Here is a 17,542-nt window from a genome sequence, read left to right as displayed (position 1 = left end):
TGGTGCCGGGGGGAGGGACCGTCGTCGGGCTCACCTGCATTCGCTGCGGCAGGTCCTATCCGGCTACGGTCGAGATCGATTCAAGGGGCTGTCCGGCCTGCCACGAAACCGCGCCGGCCAATCTCAGACCTGTCTATGCCTCACCCGCTGATCCGCTATCGATCGCGGCGAATGCACCGCGATCGTTGTGGCGCTATGCCCATGCTCTGCCTTGCTCGGCGGAAGACGCCGTTTCGCTCGGGGAAGGGCAGACGCCCCTGGTTGAAGCGAGCCGGATCGGCCGACTATTGGGAGTTGCAAACCTCTTCATCAAGGACGAGGGCCGTAACCCGACCTGGTCGCACAAGGACCGGTTTTCAACGGTTGCAGTGTCGGTGGCCAGGGCGCAGGGAGCAAAGGTCGTGGCGACGGCTTCTTCCGGTAACGCCGGCGCCTCACTGGCTGCTTACGCTGCGCGCGCGGGTCTGCATTGTGTTGTCGCCACCTTTGGCGGGTCCGCTGAAGCGATGCTGGCGCAAATCAGGAAATACGGCGCAACGGTTCTGCCGCTCGCCAACAAGATGGATCGATGGACCTTGCTTGCCCAAGCAGCGGAACGCCATGGCTGGTTCGTGGCTTCGCCCTACCAAGCGCCTGTCGTTGGCAGCCACGCCCTGGGCATCGAGGGCTACAAGACCATCGCTTATGAAATCGTCGAGCAGTCGGGCGGTATTGCCCCCGACTGGTGTGTGCTCCCAGTCTGTTACGGAGACGCACTGTCGGGTGTCTGGTCGGGATTCGAGGAATTGTTTGCGCAGGGCGCGATCCCGCGACTGCCCCGAATGGTGGCTGCCGAGGTGCATGGCTCCCTGGCTCAGGCGCTTGCCTCGGGCAGTGACAGGCTCGAAGAGCGTGGGATGGAATTCGAAAGCCGCGCCATTTCGATCGGTGCCCCGCGCAGCACCTACCAGGCTCTGAAGGCGCTGCGCGACTCCTCCGGGAGCGCGGTTCCGGTGAACAATGACGGGCTGGTCGAGATGCAGGAACGCCTGGCACGCATAGAGGGCATATTCGCTGAACTGGCCTCGGTCACGCCCCTGCTGGCGATCGCAAAATTGCGCAGGCAGCGCGTTATCGCCGATGACGACCGCGTGGTGGCAATCGTCACCGCCAGCGGCCTGAAGGACCTCGACCAATCGGTCACGAGCCCCACGCACAAGACGATTTTTCAATCTACCGGCGAGGCTTGGGAATGGCTCCGCGACAAGGATGGGGGGCTGCTTGAGACGCCGACAATCCCTGCCGCCAGTCGCGGAGAAACCTTTAGTGCATAGAGTGCGCCTGGCGCACCTGATCGAGGCTGCGTCTTGCCCAGGCAAATCGCGTCCACTCTGTCTCCGACGCGGGCTCAAGGGTCGTCAGCATTCGGGGTTTGGAAGGCGATGCGCTCGGCCATTCAGGAAGTGAGGCAAGCCAGGCGTCGTCAAAGACGGTATCGGCGTAGCGGTGACCCTCGTCCGGCATGATGGCTGCGACGCGGGCTCCGGGACGATTTTCGGCGGTCCACCTGGCGACGAGTGCGGCAGCAGCACTGGTCGGACCCTGGAAAATGCCATGTTCGCGTAACAAGTCGCGAGCGCCCCTGAATGCCGGGTATGCGCCAACCCAGTGCACTTCATCGACAAGTTCGTGGTCTAGATTGGCGGGCAATACACTGTTGCCGAGACCACGCAACAGCCGACCGCCGACGGGTTGCCCGAACAGGATGCTGCGGTGCGTGTCGACCGCGATGATGGACATCTGCGGAAAAATCATGCGCAGAAATGCTCCCGTCCCGCATAGCGAGCCGCCGCTTCCCACGCAGCCTACAAGGCAATCGATCCTGCCCATCGATCGCACCAGCGTTTCGGCCAGACCTGCATAGGACAGCGCGTTTTGAGGATTGTCATATTGCCTTGGCCAGAAGCAATGCGGTTCCTCGCTCCGAATCCGCTGTAGTTCCTGGAGACGCCGCACCTGATCGCCATTGCCGTCGGGATCTTCGGTTACGATAATCGTGGCACCGCTCCCTTCCAGGCGCGCGCGATACTTGGCGTCGATGAGACTCGAAGCGGTGACTAGCGTGAGCCGGTATCCGCGCGCAGCCGCCAGCAGCGCGAGAGCCATGCCGAACGTACCGGATGTTGACTCGACGATGCGGTATCCGGGCCGAAGTGAGCCGTCCGCCGCGGCACGGTCCAGGATGTATCTGGCCGGCATGAGCTTCATCAGAGGAAACACGGCTGCGACCAGATTGGCGGACAACAACGCCATGCGCGGGGTCTCGAGCTCACGGAAGTAGTCGGCGTCCAAAGCTACCATCTCGCGCCGTCGTCATTTATCTGGTGAAACGCGACGTCGCGAAAACCCAGCCGCTTTGCCAATCCCGCGACCCGACCGGCGCGCTGCCGCAGGTTCTTTGCGGTGCGGTCGAAAATAATGCCGATCAACGAGCCGCTATGGGCGACCTGAACGCCGCAGGCGCCGGCGTCTTCGGCAATGGCCAGGACCTGGTCGAAATGCTCCTTGGGCAGATGCCGCTGACTGATTCGGGCGCTGGCGGTTGCCGCACGGCCAAGGCAGTTGGCATCCTGATAGCGTACGGCATGGGCGACCAGCCCCCGCAGGACTCGGAACTGCTGGATCTCCGCTTGATCATAGCGTGCAGGAGGGAGATTAAGTGTGTCTATTGGCAGCCCGTCACGGCTCTTGAACCCGACCAACAGCAGGGGCGGCAACGCGCCGCCAAAATGCTCCAGAACGACGCCCTGTCGCTGCGCGAAGAGCAACGCCTGCTCACCGAAGGCGATGGCATCGCTGGCTTTTTCTGCGGCGACCGCCAACTGGCTGATACGCGAAGGCTGAAGGTGTACACAGTAGGCATCCGCAACCGCTCGAATAGCGGCAACGACATCGGCAGTGGAGGAACCATAGCCGTGACCGATGGGGATGTCGCTTACGATCTCGACCGCCCCGCCTTCGGCGATAGCCAGATGATCGAGCGTGAGCCGCGCCGCCACGCCGGCCTTTGCCCGGCCATGCGGGCGCACAGTGATGTCGGGTGACTTGGTGGCGATGAATGTCGCTCGCGACATCATCGCCGGGAGAGGCAGGGTAACCAAACCGCGATGAAGCCGTCCGTTTCCGACTTCGAACACGCCTTGCAGAAGCTCTCCGTGATGAGCCATCGCGGCGCCGACGCCCTCTAGAGATAACGGTTCGTTGATCCGCGACAAGCTGGAGACTGCAAGCACGATACACTCCCGGTGTTGCGCGTCGGAGATGATCGTGGCGTCGACGGTGACTCGGTGCCGTCACGGAATTCCGGCATAGACCAGGTTTTTATCGCGCGGTTCACTGGCCCGACGGATGCAGCGCAGCCGGAATGGCGCAATTCTCTCCCGTGCGGGAGGCCGCGAGCGGTCGCAAGTATCCCATCGCGAATTGCGGACGTGAATTTTGGACACAGTCATTCCCGGTAAGAAAAACATGCTCGGATTATTCACGCGATCCGACAAGACGATGTCGTCGAAGATCGCAAGTCACAAGCGATTTCGGACTAAACGGATTGCACTGGATGGGCGTCATGAGCAGACAAAGTTGCGCCTGCACTATCCAATGCTGATCTACTTTCGCTGGCGTGAGAAGCGTGCTTATTCACATCTGCTTTCATCCAAGCCGGCAAATGCTGAAGATGCGTACGAAAAGCTGATCTACCTGATGGCGTTGATGACTTCCACCGCGCCACCCGTGCCCCTCAATGACGTGCAACACGCGGTCACAACCCTGCGTCCCTTCGGGTCGCATTTGGCCAAGGCTCTCGGTTCGAGATCGCGTCGTTGTCTGTAACCAAAACCACGTCGGGACAGCCGCATGCGTGGCTGCTGGCCAAACGCCATTCGCTGCTGTTCCTTGCCTTGCAGCAACTATTGAACCGATACGGTGTCCGGCCGCTCAAAACTTGTCATGCCGCACCACCTCGATCGCTGATTTCAGAATTAACAGGCCATGCGTTTCCAGGAGTGGATGGAGAGCCTCAACGATCGCGTCTGCAATTTCAGGTGACACGATCGTCAGGAGGAGGGCTTTTGTGTCGGCACCGGTCACTTGGTCTTCCTGCCAACGGCCGCCTCCTCCCATTCCGCCCGACGCATTGAAAAGCGTGTAGCCCTTTGCCCCGGCACCCGAAACTATTCCGACCACTGTGTCACGAAGCGGGGCGTCATAGAGAACCTCAATCCTTATGCGTTCGATCATCGCTGTCATCGTGCACCCATCAGTTGCGCGAACCAGATATAAAGCGGGATCCCGGCAACGACGTTGAACGGAAAGGTCACGCCCAACGACATAGCCAGAGATGTTCCGGCATTGGCCTGCGGCAGCGCCATCCGCATTGCGGCCGGAACGGCAATATAGGAAGCGCTGGCGGCGAGGATGGCGAGCGCCGCCGCATCGGCGAGAGACAGCTGCCCCAACGCTCCGAGTGCTGCTCCCACGAATCCGTTGCAGACCGGCACGACAACTGCGACGGCAGCCAGGTTAACCGTCAGCGACCGTGTCTCCCGAAGGCGCCTGGCAGCAACCAGGCCCATGTCGAGCAGGAAGAGGCACAGGACGCCTCTGAAACCGGCCTCGAAAACGGGTGCTATCTGCGCAAACCCATCGGAACCGATGGCCAGTCCGATCAGGAAACTCCCGATCAGCAGCACAACTGACCCGTTCAGCAGGGTCTCGTGAAGGAGACCGCTGGCTGGCTGCTGCACAGCCAATGCGCGGCGTGCCAAGAGCAACCCGGTAACGATCGCCGGCGTTTCCATCAACGCCAGGACGGCGACCATATGACCGCTCGGGAGGAGGCCGGCGAGCTTGAGCGTCTCCAGCCCGGCAACGAAAGTCACCACGCTGACCGAGCCGTAATGCGCCGCAATCGCAGCAGCGTCGACGGGCGACTGGCGACCGACGACACGCGTGATCCAGTAGGCTGGCAGAGGCAGCACAAAAGCGAGCGCGACACCGATCGCCGCGGCCGCCATGAGCGACATCGTGATGCCTTCGCCGGCAACGGCGACACCCCCCTTGAGGCCGATCGCCACCATCAAAAAAATGGCCATTCCCTTGCCGATAGCTTCGGGGATGGCGAGGTCGGAGCGGGCGAATGCGGCGAAGGCCCCAAGCCCGAAGAACAGAACCATCGGCGACAGTAGCATTGCGCTCAATTGGTGGCCTCCGTCTTGCGGGTCCGCCAGAGCGAATAGAGGATGCCTGCGGCGATGATGACCATGGTCACGGTTAGGGAAATCGAGGCCGGGAACTTTTCCAGTCCGATCAGATCGGCAACGAAGATTTTCGAACCAATGAAGATGAGCACGATCGCCAATGCCGGCTTCAGGTAGTGGAAGCGATGGATCATCGCCGCAAGCGCGAAATAGAGCGCTCGTAGACCGAGGATGGCGAAGATGTTGGACGTGTAAACGATGAACGGATCGGTCGTGATGGCGAAGATGGCCGGAACGGAGTCAACCGCGAAAATAAGGTCCGCGATCTCGACCATGACGAGAGCCATGAAAAGCGGCGTCATGAACCAGACGAGTTTGCCGCTCTTCGGATCGAGCTTCTTGACGAAAAAGTGCTGGCCGTGGTGTTCGTCGGTGACGTTGAAGCGCCGTCGCAGGAAACGGACCAACGGGTTGTTGCCAATCTCCGGCTCCTTATCCTCCATTGCCAGCATCTTGATGCCGGTGATGATCAGAAAGGCGGCGAAGATGTAGAGCACCCAGTAGAACTCGGAAACCAGGGTGGCGCCAAGCCCAATCATGATAGCGCGCAGCACGATCACGCCGAGAATACCCCAGAACAGAACCCGGTGCTGATAGAGCCGCGGCACCGCGAAGACTGAGAAAATCAACGCGATGACGAATACGTTGTCGAGCGCGAGCGTCTTCTCCACGACGAAGCCGGTTACGTAATTCATGCCGGACTCGGCGCCCAGTTGCCACCATACCCATCCGCCAAAAGCCAGGCCGAGACTGATGTACATGGCCGACAGCAGCAGGCTTTCCCGAACTTCGATCTCACGGTTGTCACGATGGAGCACGCCGAGATCGAAGACGAGCAGGGCAATGACTATGCCCAGGAAGGACAGCCACATCCAGACGGGCTTGCCCAGCCAGTCGACGAAGAAGAAGGCGAATTCCATGTCTGTGTACTCCGGCCGGCTGTCGATGGCGGGGTGTTGTCCGACATGGCGAGAGAACCGGCTTCTCTCGCCAGTGGGGACCGGACTGGTCGAACAAGGGCGAAGGCCACCGCCTTCCAGTGAAGCGGCGGCCATGGGTTGAACGGGACCTAGCTGGTCGGGCGGCTCGCCAACTCCGACAGCCCAAGGATTGCCAGCAATCCGAGCAGCCAAATGATGGCGGTGACCGGGCCTGCGACGCTCTCAATGAGTGTGCCAGCAGGGGCAAGCCAGTCGTCGAGGGCGGTCAAGGCCAGCGTGCACTCACCGAGCCAGCTCGCCGTCGCGTGAGTGACGATCGCGATCAGCGACCATGAGACGAACGCTGCGAACGCGCCGTATCGGATCACGCAACCGAGCTTTGCCGATCTCTTGAGCACAGGTCGCATTTGACTTCTGCCGACAAGACGCTTTGCAAGGCATAGTCCCTGTCGCCTCGAAGCGGCCAGTCCTCGAGATTAAGCTTGAGTTGGCGATAACGTTCGATGACATCGCCAAAGAGCTTTTTGTCTTTCGCAAACACGACGCCCTCAGGACCGCCCCTGGAGCACTGGCCTGAACGAGCGGCGGCGGACGACCGGGACGACGGAAGGCTGGCCATTACGGTTCATGCGCTCGATGAACTCGATCTGGTCTCGGAGCCTGAGCCTCATCTTCTTCATCATCCCTACCTTCAAGTGATCGGGAGCCGGGCGGGCTTGCTCGGCCTCGATACTCGCCGCCACTTTCGCCCTTCGGTTGCGCAGAGCTTTGAGAAACTGGTCTTTCACGACAACCTCCATTGTGTTCGATAATGGAGATGTGGACATAGAGGCACCATAGCGCCAATTGATTGTTGCAATCGCCGCATTAGGCGATAACTATCGGACAATGCCCTTTCGACCGACGCTGCGCCAACTCGAATACATCATTGCCATCGCCGATTGCGGTCACTTTGGGATGGCTGCAAAACGCTGCCATGTCTCGCAGCCGACTCTCTCGGTTCAGGTTGCGCTCGTTGAACGGGGATTGGGCGTTCAGCTATTTGAACGCACGCCGACGAGAGTCCTCATGACGCCGACCGGCCAGACCTTCGTCCATCACGCCCGTCTAGCGATCGCATCCATGGAGGACCTCTTGGACGCGGTTGCCGACGACGCCGGTTCGCTCGGCGGTCTGATTAAACTTGGCACGCCGCCGAGCTTTGGCCCATACTTCCTGCCGACGTTCCTGCCGCCGATCCACCGAGAGTTTCCGGCCCTCAAGATCTACATCGTCGAGGACAGGCCGGCAGCGATCGAAACGGCGGTCAACGAGGGCGTACTCGACTGCGGGCTCGGACCGGAAAGCACGGAGGCAGGTCTGAGCTTCGTTCGCATCGGCACCGAGAGGCTGTTTCTCGGCGTTCCGGCAGATCACAAGCTCGCAAGCGGCCGTTCTGTGAACGCGAAGGCACTCAGAGGAGAACGACTGCTGGCACTGGGCAGCGGCAATCGCCTGCTAGAGAACGTTCGACACCTGGCGCAAGCGTCGGGCGCTACGGTCGTTGACGACTACGAAGGAACGAGCCTCGACGCCATTCGCCAGATGGTTTCCATCGGCATGGGTCTGTCGGTTTTCCCCGAGCTCTACGCGCGATCCGAGTTCCGAAACGCCGATGACGTCGTCCTGCTCGAGATCGACGGCTGGATCGAGACACGCAGCTTCGGGCTCTACTTCCGCGAGGCTACAGGACGCAGGCGGCATTTCGAAACGCTTGCCGGCGAAGCGAGGCGCGCCGCGACCGCTCTGCGGGTGGATGGGGGTTGTTAGGCGTTGACTGCGGCCGGCGGGCTGCGGGTGTTGTAGCAACAATTTGGTGCCCGCAACGATTTCTGGGGTGGCCGAACCTTGGCGGACACAATCTGGCCTAGCTGTCGGAACGACGAGCAACCATGAGGCCACCGCTACGCCGAAGTCTCAATCCAGTAATCGGTGATCGACACCTGGCTCATTGCGGTGCGGTAGGTATTCGACCACGAGGGCGACCATTCGCGCTGGACTGCCTGCCGGTCGATCTCCGGCAAAGTGTGAACCTGCCAGCAAAAGTTTGCACGCCCTTTCATGCGCACGTGCCACTCTTCGCGACTTCTTTTGTACGGCAGGAGAAAAGGCGTTAAAAACGCCTTTTTGCTAGGGAGCCCCGGTGTCTTGCGGAAGCTCAAGAAAAACTGGGCCTTGTTATTCTCGAACGAGGCGCCCATCGCGCGTCGTGGCGCCGAGTGGATCATACGCACGTTGCAGCTTTTTAAGGTCAACTTGTCAGTAGCGCTCGACTAGCGGCGCAGATTGAACCAGTGCCGCGTGACATTGCCGTCATGCTGTCTGATGTCGAAATAATAGGGATCCCGCCGCAAAGGGCGTGGCATCGTGACGGTTTGCTCACAGCCCGTTCGACCGCCAGATCGTGAGTCGCAGATGTTTCGGACCTGGACGCAGATACTCTGCGGGCGTCCGCCTTGGTCCTCGTTGCTCGATGCGGCGCTCCAACCGGCCGGACAGTGGTCATACGCCTCATAGCCAGGTTTACCCGTGCCGGCTTCGGGGCAGGTGGGCCAGGAGAACCGCCAACTGTTCATCGCCGAGATAAGTCGGTGCATTGGTGGATGACAGGCAGGAATGCTGCGCCATGACGGCTCTGAAGACGATGCACACAGAAGCACCTCGCATCCCCACTCGCTCGCTGCTGCGCGGTCGGTTAATGAACTCAGCGTGGCCGCGGACATAATGGCGGTGATGAAAAACTGCCAGACACGGTGCATATGCCGTCTCCTTTGATCGACCAACAAGCTAACGGTCGGTTCGTGGGGGATGCCTTCGCGCATCCTCAAACGGCGGGGAGATTTCGAGACCGCGCTCGGCAAGCAGATTGAAATCGGCGATCGGTTGGCGAGACAGCGTCCGGTCGGCGGCCTTTGCGCGCCACTCGTCCATGTCGAGCACGTAGGTTGCCCACATGCCGTATCGGGCCGACATGGCGTGCTTCTGCCATGCCAGATAGTGCGCGGGCGCCTGCGAGGTCGCCCGGGCCCAGCCGACCCGCACCATCTCCAATGCGAGGTCGCGGCCGTTCACGGTGCAGCGGCTGCGAGGAACGCCATCGCCATCGTTGCCTTGCACGACGCAGCTCACGCGAGCGTGACCCACCGACCGCTTCAACCAAGCCTTCGCCAACGGACCGCAAGGCACCGGCTTAAGGATCGCATTCTCGCCGTGCCGGCGCGCATCGTAGGACCATTGGGGAAGTTCACACGTGTCGATCGAGGCCAGGCGCACCTCCAGGCCGTTCTGCGGAAACCACAGAGTATGCCCATCGACGATTGTTGCGCGGCCGGAGATTTCGGTCACATGGCCGCGGTAGGGAACTGAACCGATCCCGACCGAAGGTTCTCGACTGCCCTGCAACAGATCAGCCGCATGGGAAGCACCGGTAAAGGCGATCACCAGCAGCGCGAGCATGCCGGACCTGACGCCGACGGCTCGCGTCATGGCATGGACTCCCGCCCTGCCATGCGCTGGAGAGGGGGGAGGGACGTTCATTGCGCAGCGACCCTCGGGTCCACCCACATGCCGTAGCCGCGACGACCGATAGCCTCGGCCTCCTTAAGGTCGGGGCGCGCCAGCGACCCGTCAGGGCGCTTGGCGATACGGTGACTGCCGAGCGAGACCAGTTCTTCCTCGAACATGTCGATCGTGTCGAGGCTGCCTGGATAGTGATAGTAGCCATAGCAGGTGACATTCTGTACGGACCCGCCGCTCTCGCTGACAAAAGCCCTGCAGAATATGACCCGCGGTGACTGCAGAAGGGTTTCCAGCCCGCGTCGAGCGTAGTCGTCGCAGGTGCCCGCAAATTCCTCCTTCCGGTTGACCATGTCGCCCTCACACGGCTCGATCCCGAACAGGCGCACGGTCAAATTTGCGTCGACGCGAAAAGCGGTTGCCGAGATGGCCTTGAAGCCCGACGCGGAGGCATAACCTTTACGCTCTGACACCTGTCCATGACCGTCATAATATTCCATGACCAGCACCGTCCTTCCCGGCGCCGCCAATGAGCGAATGTACGCCTCGTCCACAGGCTCGGCCGCATAGGCTGGCAGAAGCGCGTTAATCGCCAATAGGCAACAGGCTGTTCGTCTCATTGAGAGTCGGCTCCAACGTCTGATCGTGCCCGACATTGAAACGCCTCTTTGGCGATTGCAAGAAAAAATCACAACCAAATTGACATTGTTTTTTATCTCGCCTATCGATTCCCCCATTCGACGTCCAGTTCCGGGATGCAACATGGCGAAGCAGCCATCATCACTCTCCGCCGCGCCGCTTATAGCGGCGACCATCATCACAGGTGGCCTTTCGCTTGCTTCGGTTCACGCAATGCCGGCCGAGGCTCTGGTTGAACCCTCGACAGGCCTCGTCCCGGCAGGCGCAGTTGCATCGCAAGGTCGTGAGCTGCCGTCGCCTGACACGGTTGACGAGGCGCGCTGGGCAACACAGCAGGACGACTACGTGCTGAGCGAAAGCGGTCATGTCGTTCGTAGAGGCGAGCCGGCGGGTGCCGGGGAAGCGACGTCGACCGGCGCGACCGGCCCGGAGGATCTTCACAACTATTTTGGTGGTGGCGCTAACAGCTATTTGCAGTGCGATCATCCACCGGTGTCGCCTGAACAAATCGCCCGTCTCGTCATCGAGGCGGCACAGCGACATCAGGTCGATCCCCGATTTGCCATCGCTGTCGTAACGGCCGAGAGCCGGCTCGAGCGCCAGCACAGCTCGGCAACCGATGCGATCTGGCCTATGCGGCTCCGACCTGAGACCGCCGAGCGGTTCGCCGTCACCGACATCTGCGACGCCGCGCAAAGCATCGATGTCGGGGTGCGCTACCTGCGCCAACTGACTGACGAGTTCCACAGTCCGCTGCTTGTCGCTGCCGCCTACCACGCTGGCGAGAGCCGCGTGCGGGAGCATCGCGGCATTCCCCCAATGCCGGATACCGTCGAATTCGTCGCCCAAGTCCTCAATGCCAAATTGAGCCTTGCGGGCAGCAGCCCGACCGCATACGCGCTGCCGCCCTCACCGAATGAGGGCCACGGTTCTGGGGATGCCAGCGGGGTCATCACATTGCGCGAGCGCCGACAGTGGGTCGGCGGGGTCATGCATTTCTAGCCGGAGGTCACCATGAACGAAATTTCCAATTTGATGACGACCCGGGTCGTGATGCGCCCGCTGGCGATCAGCGCGATCCTGATCTCCAGCCTCGCCATGGCCGAACCCGCCTTTGCGCAGAGCTCCAGCGCCTTCGCACCGCTCGAGACCGCCGTGCAGATGATCGTCGATTTCATCACAGGACCATTCGGACGCCTGCTGGCGATCATCGCGGTCATCGCGCTCGGCTTCCTCGCCTTCGCAGGGCGGCTGTCCTGGTTCACAGCCGGCGCGGTCGTGCTCGGCATCGGTCTGGTCTTCGGCGCACCTGCGATTGTCGACGAGATGATCGCGGCGGTTGGAAGCTGACCATGGCCAAGTTCGCCGACGAGAAACCTCAACTGACGCCGCTGATCATCGGCCTGACCCGGCCACCCATGATGTGGGGCATCCCGCTGAACGCCTTCTACATCATCGTCGGCTTCACGCTGATCGCCTTCCTTGTGAGTTCGAGTTTCTGGTCGGTACTGATCGCACCGCTGATTTACCTCGCGCTGTTTGCGCTTTGCACGAGCGACATTCGCGTCCTCGACATTGCTCAGGTGGTTGGGCGTCGAACGCCGCGAACGCGGAACAGGCTGTTCTGGCGCACAAATTCTTTCGGACCATGATCATGCTGAGCGTCGTTGCCGAGGAATTGGGGTTCGGGCGAGAAAGCCGGCGCGATCGGCCGATGTCGTCCCACATCCCGTATCTCCGCCATGTCGCCGATACGGTGATAGGGCTCGAAAGCGGCTCCATCGCATCCGTGATCAAGCTGGACGGACTGTTTTTCCAGACGGAGGATCAAGCCGAGCTCAATATGCGCGCCGTCGTGCAGAACACGATGATCCGTGCGCTCGGCTCCAGCCGCTATGCGCTTTGGTCAACGGTCGTGCGCAAGGAAGTCAAGCCGACGATCGGCGGCAGCTTCTCCGACCCGTTCTGCGCGCTTCTTAACGAGCGCTACATGGCGTCGCTGGACGCCAAGCGCATGTTCACCAACGAACTCTATTTGACGATCGTTCGCTCCGGCATGCGCGGCGCGCTTGGGGCCGCCGAGATGTTTTCTCGCCTTCTTGATCGGTCTGCCGGTGCCGACGTGCGACAGCAGCGTATGCACGAGCAAATCAACGAGCTCGAAGAGGTCGTTGGCAACGTCACGCGAGAGCTGCAGAAATATGGTGCCCGGCCGCTCGGCATCGTCTATCGCAACGGCGAACCCTACTCCGAACCTTGCGCCTTTTTTAACACCTTGCTGACCTGCGGCCTCGCGCGCGACATGCGTCTGCCGCGCATGGGCATCCGCAATTATGTCGGCACATCGCGCCTGCACTTTTCCAAGCGCACGATGCAGGCCCAGGGGCCGACGGACGCCGACAACCGTTTCGGTGCAATGCTCTCGATCAAGGAATATCCGCCGTTCTCCGGGCCCGGCATGCTCGACGGTCTTCTGCAGAGGAACCACGAGTTCATCTGCACACAATCGTTTACGCTCGCCGACAAGCCGATCGCCCAGGAGCGCATCTCTCGCCTGCAGCGTCAGATCCATGCCTCGGATGAATCAGGCAGCACCGTCGAGACCGACATTGACTTTGCGCTGAACAGCCTGCTCAACCAAGAGGCCGTGTTCGGCTATCACCATTTCAGCCTGCTTTGCCTGTCGCGCGAGCTCTCCGAGCTCGACAAGGCTGTAGCCGAGCTCGGCTCCTGTCTTACCGACATGAACATCAACTGGCTTCGAGAAGACCTCAATCTGGAGGCGTCCTTCTGGGCGCAGCTGCCAGGCAATCATGCCTACATCGCGCGTTCCTGCATGTTGTCGAGCGCAAACTTCTCCGGGTTCTCGTCGCTGCACAATTTCGCGACGGGGCAGGGTAGCGGGGTCCACTGGGGCTTGCCGATCTCGATCCTGGAGACGACGTCGCAGACGCCCTACTGGTTCAACTTCCACCAGCGTGACATCGGCCATTTTCTGGTGACCGGTCCGACCGGGTCCGGCAAGACAGTCGTGCTGACATTCCTGCTCGCCCAGGCGTTCCGTATTTCGCCGGAACCAAAGGCCGTCTTTTTCGACAAGGATCGTGGCGCCGAAATCTTCGTGCGCGCCGTCGGAGGCGCCTACGAAGTGCTGCAGCCAGGCGTCGCAACCGGCTTCAATCCGCTGCAACTCGAAAACCATGCCGCCAACCGCGAATTCCTGCATCGCCTGCTCAAGGCCATGCTCGATCCGTCTGACGACAGCGGCTTTTCCCAGGAAGAAGATGACACGCTTGAGAGAGCAATCGGCCGCATATGCCAGGAACCGGTCGAGCAGCGCACGCTCGCCAACCTGTCCGGTCTCCTGATGGGTCGGGCGCGATCCGACGCCAACGATCTCCAGTCACGCTTACGCCCTTGGTGCGAGGGCGAGAAGGCCTGGCTCTTCAACGCACCGCGCGATGTTCTGTCGTTTTCCGGTCGGAGAATCTTCGGCTTCGATATGACCCACATTCTCGATAACAGGGAAGTGCGTACGCCAGCGCTGATGTATCTCTACCACCGGCTGGATGAGTTGCTCACCGGCGAGCCGGTCATGATCTTCATGGACGAGGGCTGGAAGCTTCTACAGGACCCGCTCTTTTCCAGTTACATCGTCGACAAGATGAAGACGATCCGCAAGCTCAACGGGATCGTCGGTTTCGGCACCCAGTCCGCGGCCGACATCGCCCGTGCGCCGCAGTCCCATACACTGATCGAGCAATCCGCGACGACCCTGCATTTTCCCAATCCGCGCGCCGATGAAGAAAGCTACGTCCGCCGCTTCGGCCTGACTGAAAAGGAATTTTCGTTCATCCGCAATACGCCGCCAGAGCGGCGCAACTTTCTGATCAAGCATGGCAACGACTCCGCCATTGCCCGCCTCGACCTATCCTCAATGCCGGACCTGGTACGCGTGATGTCGGGTCGTAAGGAGACGATCGAACAGTGCGCGGCACTGCGCGAACGCCTGGGCGACGATCCGGCGAACTGGTTGTCCGAATTCTGCGGATGGTGGCGTGCGGCATGATCAGGCTGAACATCCTTCCTTTGGCTCTCCTGCCGGCTATCGCCGTGTCGCCCGCCTTCGCAGATATTCCGACCCTCGACGGCACGGGCCTCCACGAACGGGCCGATCGCGACCGCAAGACCGGCGAGATCGAAAAGGTCGACGAGGCCCGTTACGTCAACAACCAGAGCGTAACGTGCTCAATGTACCGGCATGGCCCCAAGGGCGATCCGATCGGCGCGGCGAATGCCAATCCGGCGATTGTTGGAATGGTTCGGAGGATCGCACGCGAGGAGGGAATAAACGAGAACCAATTCCTGGCGCTCGTCTATCAGGAAAGCCGATTCAATCCGTGCGCCCACTCATCCGCCGGCGCGATCGGACTGGCCCAGCTGATGCCGGGCACAGCCGGGGATCTTGGCGTCGATCCGCACAATATCGAACAGAACCTTCGCGGTGGCGCGCGCTACTTCAAGCAACAGCTGCGCCGCTACGACGGCAATATCCTGCTGGCGCTCGCAGCCTACAATGCCGGCCACGGCAATGTGAGCAAGTATGGCGGCATTCCTCCGTTCAACGAAACGCGAGGTTATGTGGCGAGCATCACGCGAAAGTGGCTACCGGCCTTTGGCGGCTCCGACAAATCGGGCATTCCGCTGAATTACGGCGGCGGCAGCGCTTATGAAAGCGCCCGTGCCAGCACGATCAACGCAATGGGCCTGACTGCAGCGGTCGCGGATGGATCCAACGACGTTTTGTCCTGGCTGCACCAGTTGGGAGCGATGGGAACCGGCACGATTCAGGACAGCTGGGACCACAACTCCGGAGCGCGCGGTGCCAATGTCGAACTGATGAACCGGCTGATCCAGCTGGGAACCACATTCGCGGATCTCATCAATTCCAACAACGCGATCACGCTCGGCGACATGTCGGGGGCGAACCGCTCGACCGCCTACCTCGGCCAGGAAGAGGACGATGAACGACCGGTCGCCGGCCAATGCGAAGCGCGGCAAGGCTTCGAATGGGATGACGCTGCCAAGGCCTGTGTACTGCGTATCGACGGGCAGGCCGAACTGCTTCTCGAAACACACTGATTGAGGGAGGTCAAAGTGAAACGAGCACTGGCTATTCTGACGCTGATCGGCACGGCCTGTTCACCGGCTGCAGCCGACATTCCGGTCATCGACAAGACCAACTATGCTGTCGCGCGCGACACCGCCGAAAAGACCGCAAAAATCCTCGACACCAACAAGGAGATCCTCACCACGGTCGAGGACACGCTCAAGGCAGTGACCGGGGAGCGCGGCAGTGATGCCGGTCCGCTAAAAGACATTGCCATCGGCAACGGTTTCAGCGTGTCGTCGATGCCTTCCTTCAACGACCTCCTGAAAGGCGGGACTGCCGATTTCGGGTCGCTCGATCCCAAGATCGTAGAAGCCGCCACGCTCTTCATCAACGGCCTCCAGCTTGTGCGTTCGCTGTCCGGCAAGGAGGACAGGTCGCTTTCCAGCGACAAGTCCTACGAAGAACTCATGAAGACGGTGATAGGCGTGTCGGCGCTGATCAACGGATCCCAGGAGGCGGTCGAGGCGCGTCGCTCCGCGCTCGAAACTGCGGGCGGCGAGATCGGCAAGGCTGAGGACATCAAAGGCTCAATCGACCAGAACACCCAACTTCAGGTTCAGACCGGGCTCACTCTCAATGAGATGATCGGCGTCCTCAATGCAGGGGTGCAGTCCCTGCATGCCGAGAACCAGCGCAAGCTCACCGACATGTCGAACACCCGCAAGGCATTGCGCTACGAATGATGGGCCGTGGATGGATCTTGACCGCTGCAATGCTCTTTGTGGCCATCGTCACCAGTGGATGCGGCACGCCGCGCGAAAAGACCGCGCCGTGCAAGAGGCCTGCGAACCTTGCGAGCTACGCGCCGGTAGGTGAATGCGGGGCCATTCACTCGCTCAACAACGACCGGGCCGCCGCGTTGGCGGCGATCCGGGAACTGTCGCCGGCGGACGACGAATAGGGCAGGGCGGTGGAAGACTTCATTGGCCAATTGCTGGATCGCATCGACGCGTCGGGACAGAACTTTTCACAGCGCGCCTATGAGGCACTGAGCCAGGACCTGGAGCCGCTCCTTCGCCTTTTGTTCATTCTCGTCGTCCTGTTCTATGGCGTTAGGCTCTTTCTTGGAACGTCGCGTCTCAGCGTTGCCGAAATCATCGGCAGGTTGGTACGCGGCTTCGTCATCCTGGTGCTGGTCGGCACCTGGTCGAATTTCAACGCCCTCCTTTATGAGTGGTTGACTGAGGTCCCTGAGGCGGCGGGTCGAGCTATTCTGTTTGCCTCCGGCACCGGCGTCACCGAGCCCACCCATGGGCTTTCCCAGATATGGAAGACGGCCAATGTCGCGGCCGCGGCCTTTGCCGAGCAGGCCGGCTATCTGTCGGTACTCCCGGCTCTGGTCGGCATGATCATCATGGTGTTTGCCGGCGTCTTCGTTGCAATTGCCCTCGGCATTCTCGTGCTGGCGAAAGTGATCCTTTGGGTGTTGATGGGCACTGCGCCGATATTCATTTCGTGCTTCTTTTTCGATGCAACACGCAACTACGCCATTGGTTGGCTGAACCAATCGCTGCTCTACGCGATCATCCCGCTGTTCGTTTATGTCATCGCCGCTTTTCTGATCGCCGCGATGGAGCCGGAACTCACGGCGATCGACGCTATCTCAGGCAATCGGGAACTGAAGCTCAGCGACTTCGCAGCCTTCATATTGTTGTGCGTCGCCGGCGCATTTGTCCTGTTCCAGGTCCAGACGCTTGCGCAGGGAATTGTCGGAGCGTTTGCTACTGCGATTGGTCATGAGTCTCGCCGTCACGCCTACCGCGGCGTCTACCTGAGCCGCGAGGCAATCGGGCAGTCCGGCCGCCAGACGCAGACTGCGTTGCATCGCGTCCAGGCCCGACTGCATACGCCGCCTCCGAACGGCGCGGGCGCCTCCATGCAGCGCGCGATCGCATCCAACGGCACCCCACCACAAACATGACGGCCAGTCGAGGCTTGAC

21 protein-coding genes are annotated in these 17,542 nt (G+C 61.0%); 11 read left to right on the top strand and 10 right to left on the bottom strand.

Features of this window, described 5'->3' with window-relative positions; genetic code table 11:
• Positions 1–185: 185 nt before the first annotated feature.
• The gene (locus V1479_RS22005) at positions 186–1,313 is read left to right on the top strand and encodes a threonine synthase (protein WP_368804796.1); all 1,128 of its coding nucleotides are present in this window, start codon (positions 186–188) and stop codon (positions 1,311–1,313) included.
• Here the strand turns inward: V1479_RS22005 and V1479_RS22000 are convergent.
• Together V1479_RS22000 and V1479_RS21995 are read right to left on the bottom strand one after the other, a co-directional pair.
• On the bottom strand, positions 1,303–2,340 hold the full coding sequence (locus V1479_RS22000) for a PLP-dependent cysteine synthase family protein (RefSeq protein ID WP_368804761.1): 1,038 nt from the start codon (positions 2,338–2,340) through the stop codon (positions 1,303–1,305). The genes V1479_RS22005 and V1479_RS22000 overlap by 11 nt on opposite strands.
• Entirely contained in the window at positions 2,334–3,272 is a 939-nt protein-coding gene (locus V1479_RS21995; RefSeq protein ID WP_368804760.1) for a GHMP family kinase ATP-binding protein, read from the bottom strand. Before V1479_RS21995 ends, V1479_RS22000 begins: the two co-directional genes overlap by 7 nt.
• A 205-nt stretch (positions 3,273–3,477) precedes the next feature.
• Here V1479_RS21995 and V1479_RS21990 point away from each other — a divergent pair, with 205 nt between their 5' ends.
• The gene (locus tag V1479_RS21990) at positions 3,478–3,867 is read left to right on the top strand and encodes a hypothetical protein (protein ID WP_368804759.1); all 390 of its coding nucleotides are present in this window, start codon (positions 3,478–3,480) and stop codon (positions 3,865–3,867) included.
• Between the two features lie 105 nt (positions 3,868–3,972).
• Here the strand turns inward: V1479_RS21990 and V1479_RS21985 are convergent, their stop codons facing one another.
• From V1479_RS21985 to V1479_RS21965, 5 genes are all read right to left on the bottom strand, one after another.
• Positions 3,973–4,275 (bottom strand): P-II family nitrogen regulator, encoded by a 303-nt coding sequence (locus V1479_RS21985; protein ID WP_368804758.1) that lies wholly within the window; start codon positions 4,273–4,275, stop codon positions 3,973–3,975.
• A 5-nt stretch (positions 4,276–4,280) separates the two neighbouring features.
• Positions 4,281–5,225 carry a sodium-dependent bicarbonate transport family permease gene (locus V1479_RS21980; RefSeq protein ID WP_368804795.1) on the bottom strand — a complete coding sequence of 315 codons (945 nt, stop codon included), beginning with the start codon at positions 5,223–5,225 and terminating at the stop codon, positions 4,281–4,283.
• 5 nt (positions 5,226–5,230) lie between these two features.
• On the bottom strand, positions 5,231–6,214 hold the full coding sequence (locus V1479_RS21975) for a TerC family protein (RefSeq protein ID WP_368804757.1): 984 nt from the start codon (positions 6,212–6,214) through the stop codon (positions 5,231–5,233).
• A gap of 149 nt (positions 6,215–6,363) precedes the next feature.
• On the bottom strand, positions 6,364–6,642 hold the full coding sequence (locus tag V1479_RS21970) for a hypothetical protein (protein ID WP_368804756.1): 279 nt from the start codon (positions 6,640–6,642) through the stop codon (positions 6,364–6,366).
• A gap of 141 nt (positions 6,643–6,783) precedes the next feature.
• Positions 6,784–7,023 carry a YdcH family protein gene (locus tag V1479_RS21965; RefSeq protein ID WP_368804755.1) on the bottom strand — a complete coding sequence of 80 codons (240 nt, stop codon included), beginning with the start codon at positions 7,021–7,023 and terminating at the stop codon, positions 6,784–6,786.
• Between the two features lie 100 nt (positions 7,024–7,123).
• Between V1479_RS21965 and V1479_RS21960 the strand changes: the two genes are divergently transcribed.
• Positions 7,124–8,044: a hydrogen peroxide-inducible genes activator gene (locus tag V1479_RS21960; RefSeq protein WP_368804754.1), complete on the top strand. Its 921-nt coding sequence runs from the start codon at positions 7,124–7,126 to the stop codon at positions 8,042–8,044.
• Between the two features lie 134 nt (positions 8,045–8,178).
• On the opposite strand, the gene V1479_RS21955 is transcribed toward V1479_RS21960, so the two are convergent.
• The 3 genes from V1479_RS21955 to V1479_RS21945 all read right to left on the bottom strand — a co-directional run bounded on the left by V1479_RS21955 (position 8,179) and on the right by V1479_RS21945 (position 10,410).
• Entirely contained in the window at positions 8,179–8,475 is a 297-nt protein-coding gene (locus tag V1479_RS21955; RefSeq protein ID WP_368804753.1) for a hypothetical protein, read from the bottom strand.
• Positions 8,476–9,061: 586 nt separating this feature from the next.
• Complete coding sequence (locus V1479_RS21950) at positions 9,062–9,730, bottom strand: thermonuclease family protein (RefSeq protein ID WP_368804752.1); 669 nt, start codon at positions 9,728–9,730, stop codon at positions 9,062–9,064.
• 77 nt (positions 9,731–9,807) lie between these two features.
• Positions 9,808–10,410, bottom strand: a complete 603-nt coding sequence (locus tag V1479_RS21945) for a hypothetical protein (RefSeq protein WP_368804751.1) — start codon at positions 10,408–10,410, stop codon at positions 9,808–9,810.
• A 25-nt stretch (positions 10,411–10,435) separates the two neighbouring features.
• On the opposite strand from V1479_RS21945, the gene V1479_RS21940 reads away from it, so the two are divergent.
• From V1479_RS21940 to V1479_RS21905, 8 genes are read left to right on the top strand one after another with little or no spacing between them, the layout of a single operon-like run.
• Positions 10,436–11,431 (top strand): lytic transglycosylase domain-containing protein, encoded by a 996-nt coding sequence (locus tag V1479_RS21940; protein WP_368804750.1) that lies wholly within the window; start codon positions 10,436–10,438, stop codon positions 11,429–11,431.
• Positions 11,432–11,482: 51 nt separating this feature from the next.
• Entirely contained in the window at positions 11,483–11,779 is a 297-nt protein-coding gene (locus tag V1479_RS21935) for a TrbC/VirB2 family type IV secretion system protein (protein WP_368804794.1), read from the top strand.
• A 2-nt stretch (positions 11,780–11,781) separates the two neighbouring features.
• Positions 11,782–12,081: a VirB3 family type IV secretion system protein gene (locus tag V1479_RS21930; protein WP_368804749.1), complete on the top strand. Its 300-nt coding sequence runs from the start codon at positions 11,782–11,784 to the stop codon at positions 12,079–12,081.
• Between the two features lie 2 nt (positions 12,082–12,083).
• A complete protein-coding gene (locus V1479_RS21925; protein ID WP_368804748.1) occupies positions 12,084–14,498 on the top strand; it encodes a VirB4 family type IV secretion/conjugal transfer ATPase in 2,415 nt (804 codons plus the stop codon).
• A complete protein-coding gene (locus V1479_RS21920) occupies positions 14,495–15,571 on the top strand; it encodes a lytic transglycosylase domain-containing protein (protein ID WP_368804747.1) in 1,077 nt (358 codons plus the stop codon). The genes V1479_RS21925 and V1479_RS21920 overlap by 4 nt, the downstream gene beginning before the upstream one ends.
• 15 nt (positions 15,572–15,586) lie before the next feature.
• The gene (locus V1479_RS21915; RefSeq protein ID WP_368804746.1) at positions 15,587–16,285 is read left to right on the top strand and encodes a type IV secretion system protein; all 699 of its coding nucleotides are present in this window, start codon (positions 15,587–15,589) and stop codon (positions 16,283–16,285) included.
• A complete protein-coding gene (locus V1479_RS21910) occupies positions 16,285–16,503 on the top strand; it encodes a hypothetical protein (RefSeq protein ID WP_368804793.1) in 219 nt (72 codons plus the stop codon). The genes V1479_RS21915 and V1479_RS21910 overlap by 1 nt, the downstream gene beginning before the upstream one ends.
• A 9-nt stretch (positions 16,504–16,512) precedes the next feature.
• On the top strand, positions 16,513–17,523 hold the full coding sequence (locus tag V1479_RS21905; protein ID WP_368804745.1) for a TrbL/VirB6 family protein: 1,011 nt from the start codon (positions 16,513–16,515) through the stop codon (positions 17,521–17,523).
• The last annotated feature ends 19 nt before the right edge of the window (positions 17,524–17,542 follow it).

The organism is Neoaquamicrobium sediminum (assembly GCF_040970315.1).
GTDB classification, from domain to species: domain Bacteria; phylum Pseudomonadota; class Alphaproteobacteria; order Rhizobiales; family Rhizobiaceae; genus Aerobium; species Aerobium sediminum.
Note: the sequence above shows the minus strand (reverse complement) of the source record. Positions and strands in the feature narration are given on the sequence as shown.

Excerpts from the sequence above, each read along its gene's own strand:
- V1479_RS22000 (WP_368804761.1), bottom strand. The coding sequence starts at position 2,340 with ATGGTAGCTTTGGACGCCGACTACTTCCGTGAGCTCGAGACCCCGCGC.
- V1479_RS21985 (WP_368804758.1), bottom strand. The coding sequence starts at position 4,275 with ATGATCGAACGCATAAGGATTGAGGTTCTCTATGACGCCCCGCTTCGT.
- V1479_RS21980 (WP_368804795.1), bottom strand. The coding sequence starts at position 5,225 with ATGCTACTGTCGCCGATGGTTCTGTTCTTCGGGCTTGGGGCCTTCGCC.
- V1479_RS21975 (WP_368804757.1), bottom strand. The coding sequence starts at position 6,214 with ATGGAATTCGCCTTCTTCTTCGTCGACTGGCTGGGCAAGCCCGTCTGG.
- V1479_RS21970 (WP_368804756.1), bottom strand. The coding sequence starts at position 6,642 with ATGCGACCTGTGCTCAAGAGATCGGCAAAGCTCGGTTGCGTGATCCGA.
- V1479_RS21960 (WP_368804754.1), top strand. The coding sequence starts at position 7,124 with ATGCCCTTTCGACCGACGCTGCGCCAACTCGAATACATCATTGCCATC.
- V1479_RS21955 (WP_368804753.1), bottom strand. The coding sequence starts at position 8,475 with ATGGGCGCCTCGTTCGAGAATAACAAGGCCCAGTTTTTCTTGAGCTTC.
- V1479_RS21950 (WP_368804752.1), bottom strand. The coding sequence starts at position 9,730 with ATGCTCGCGCTGCTGGTGATCGCCTTTACCGGTGCTTCCCATGCGGCT.
- V1479_RS21945 (WP_368804751.1), bottom strand. The coding sequence starts at position 10,410 with ATGAGACGAACAGCCTGTTGCCTATTGGCGATTAACGCGCTTCTGCCA.
- V1479_RS21935 (WP_368804794.1), top strand. The coding sequence starts at position 11,483 with ATGCGCCCGCTGGCGATCAGCGCGATCCTGATCTCCAGCCTCGCCATG.
- V1479_RS21930 (WP_368804749.1), top strand. The coding sequence starts at position 11,782 with ATGGCCAAGTTCGCCGACGAGAAACCTCAACTGACGCCGCTGATCATC.
- V1479_RS21925 (WP_368804748.1), top strand. The coding sequence starts at position 12,084 with ATGCTGAGCGTCGTTGCCGAGGAATTGGGGTTCGGGCGAGAAAGCCGG.
- V1479_RS21920 (WP_368804747.1), top strand. The coding sequence starts at position 14,495 with ATGATCAGGCTGAACATCCTTCCTTTGGCTCTCCTGCCGGCTATCGCC.
- V1479_RS21910 (WP_368804793.1), top strand. The coding sequence starts at position 16,285 with ATGGGCCGTGGATGGATCTTGACCGCTGCAATGCTCTTTGTGGCCATC.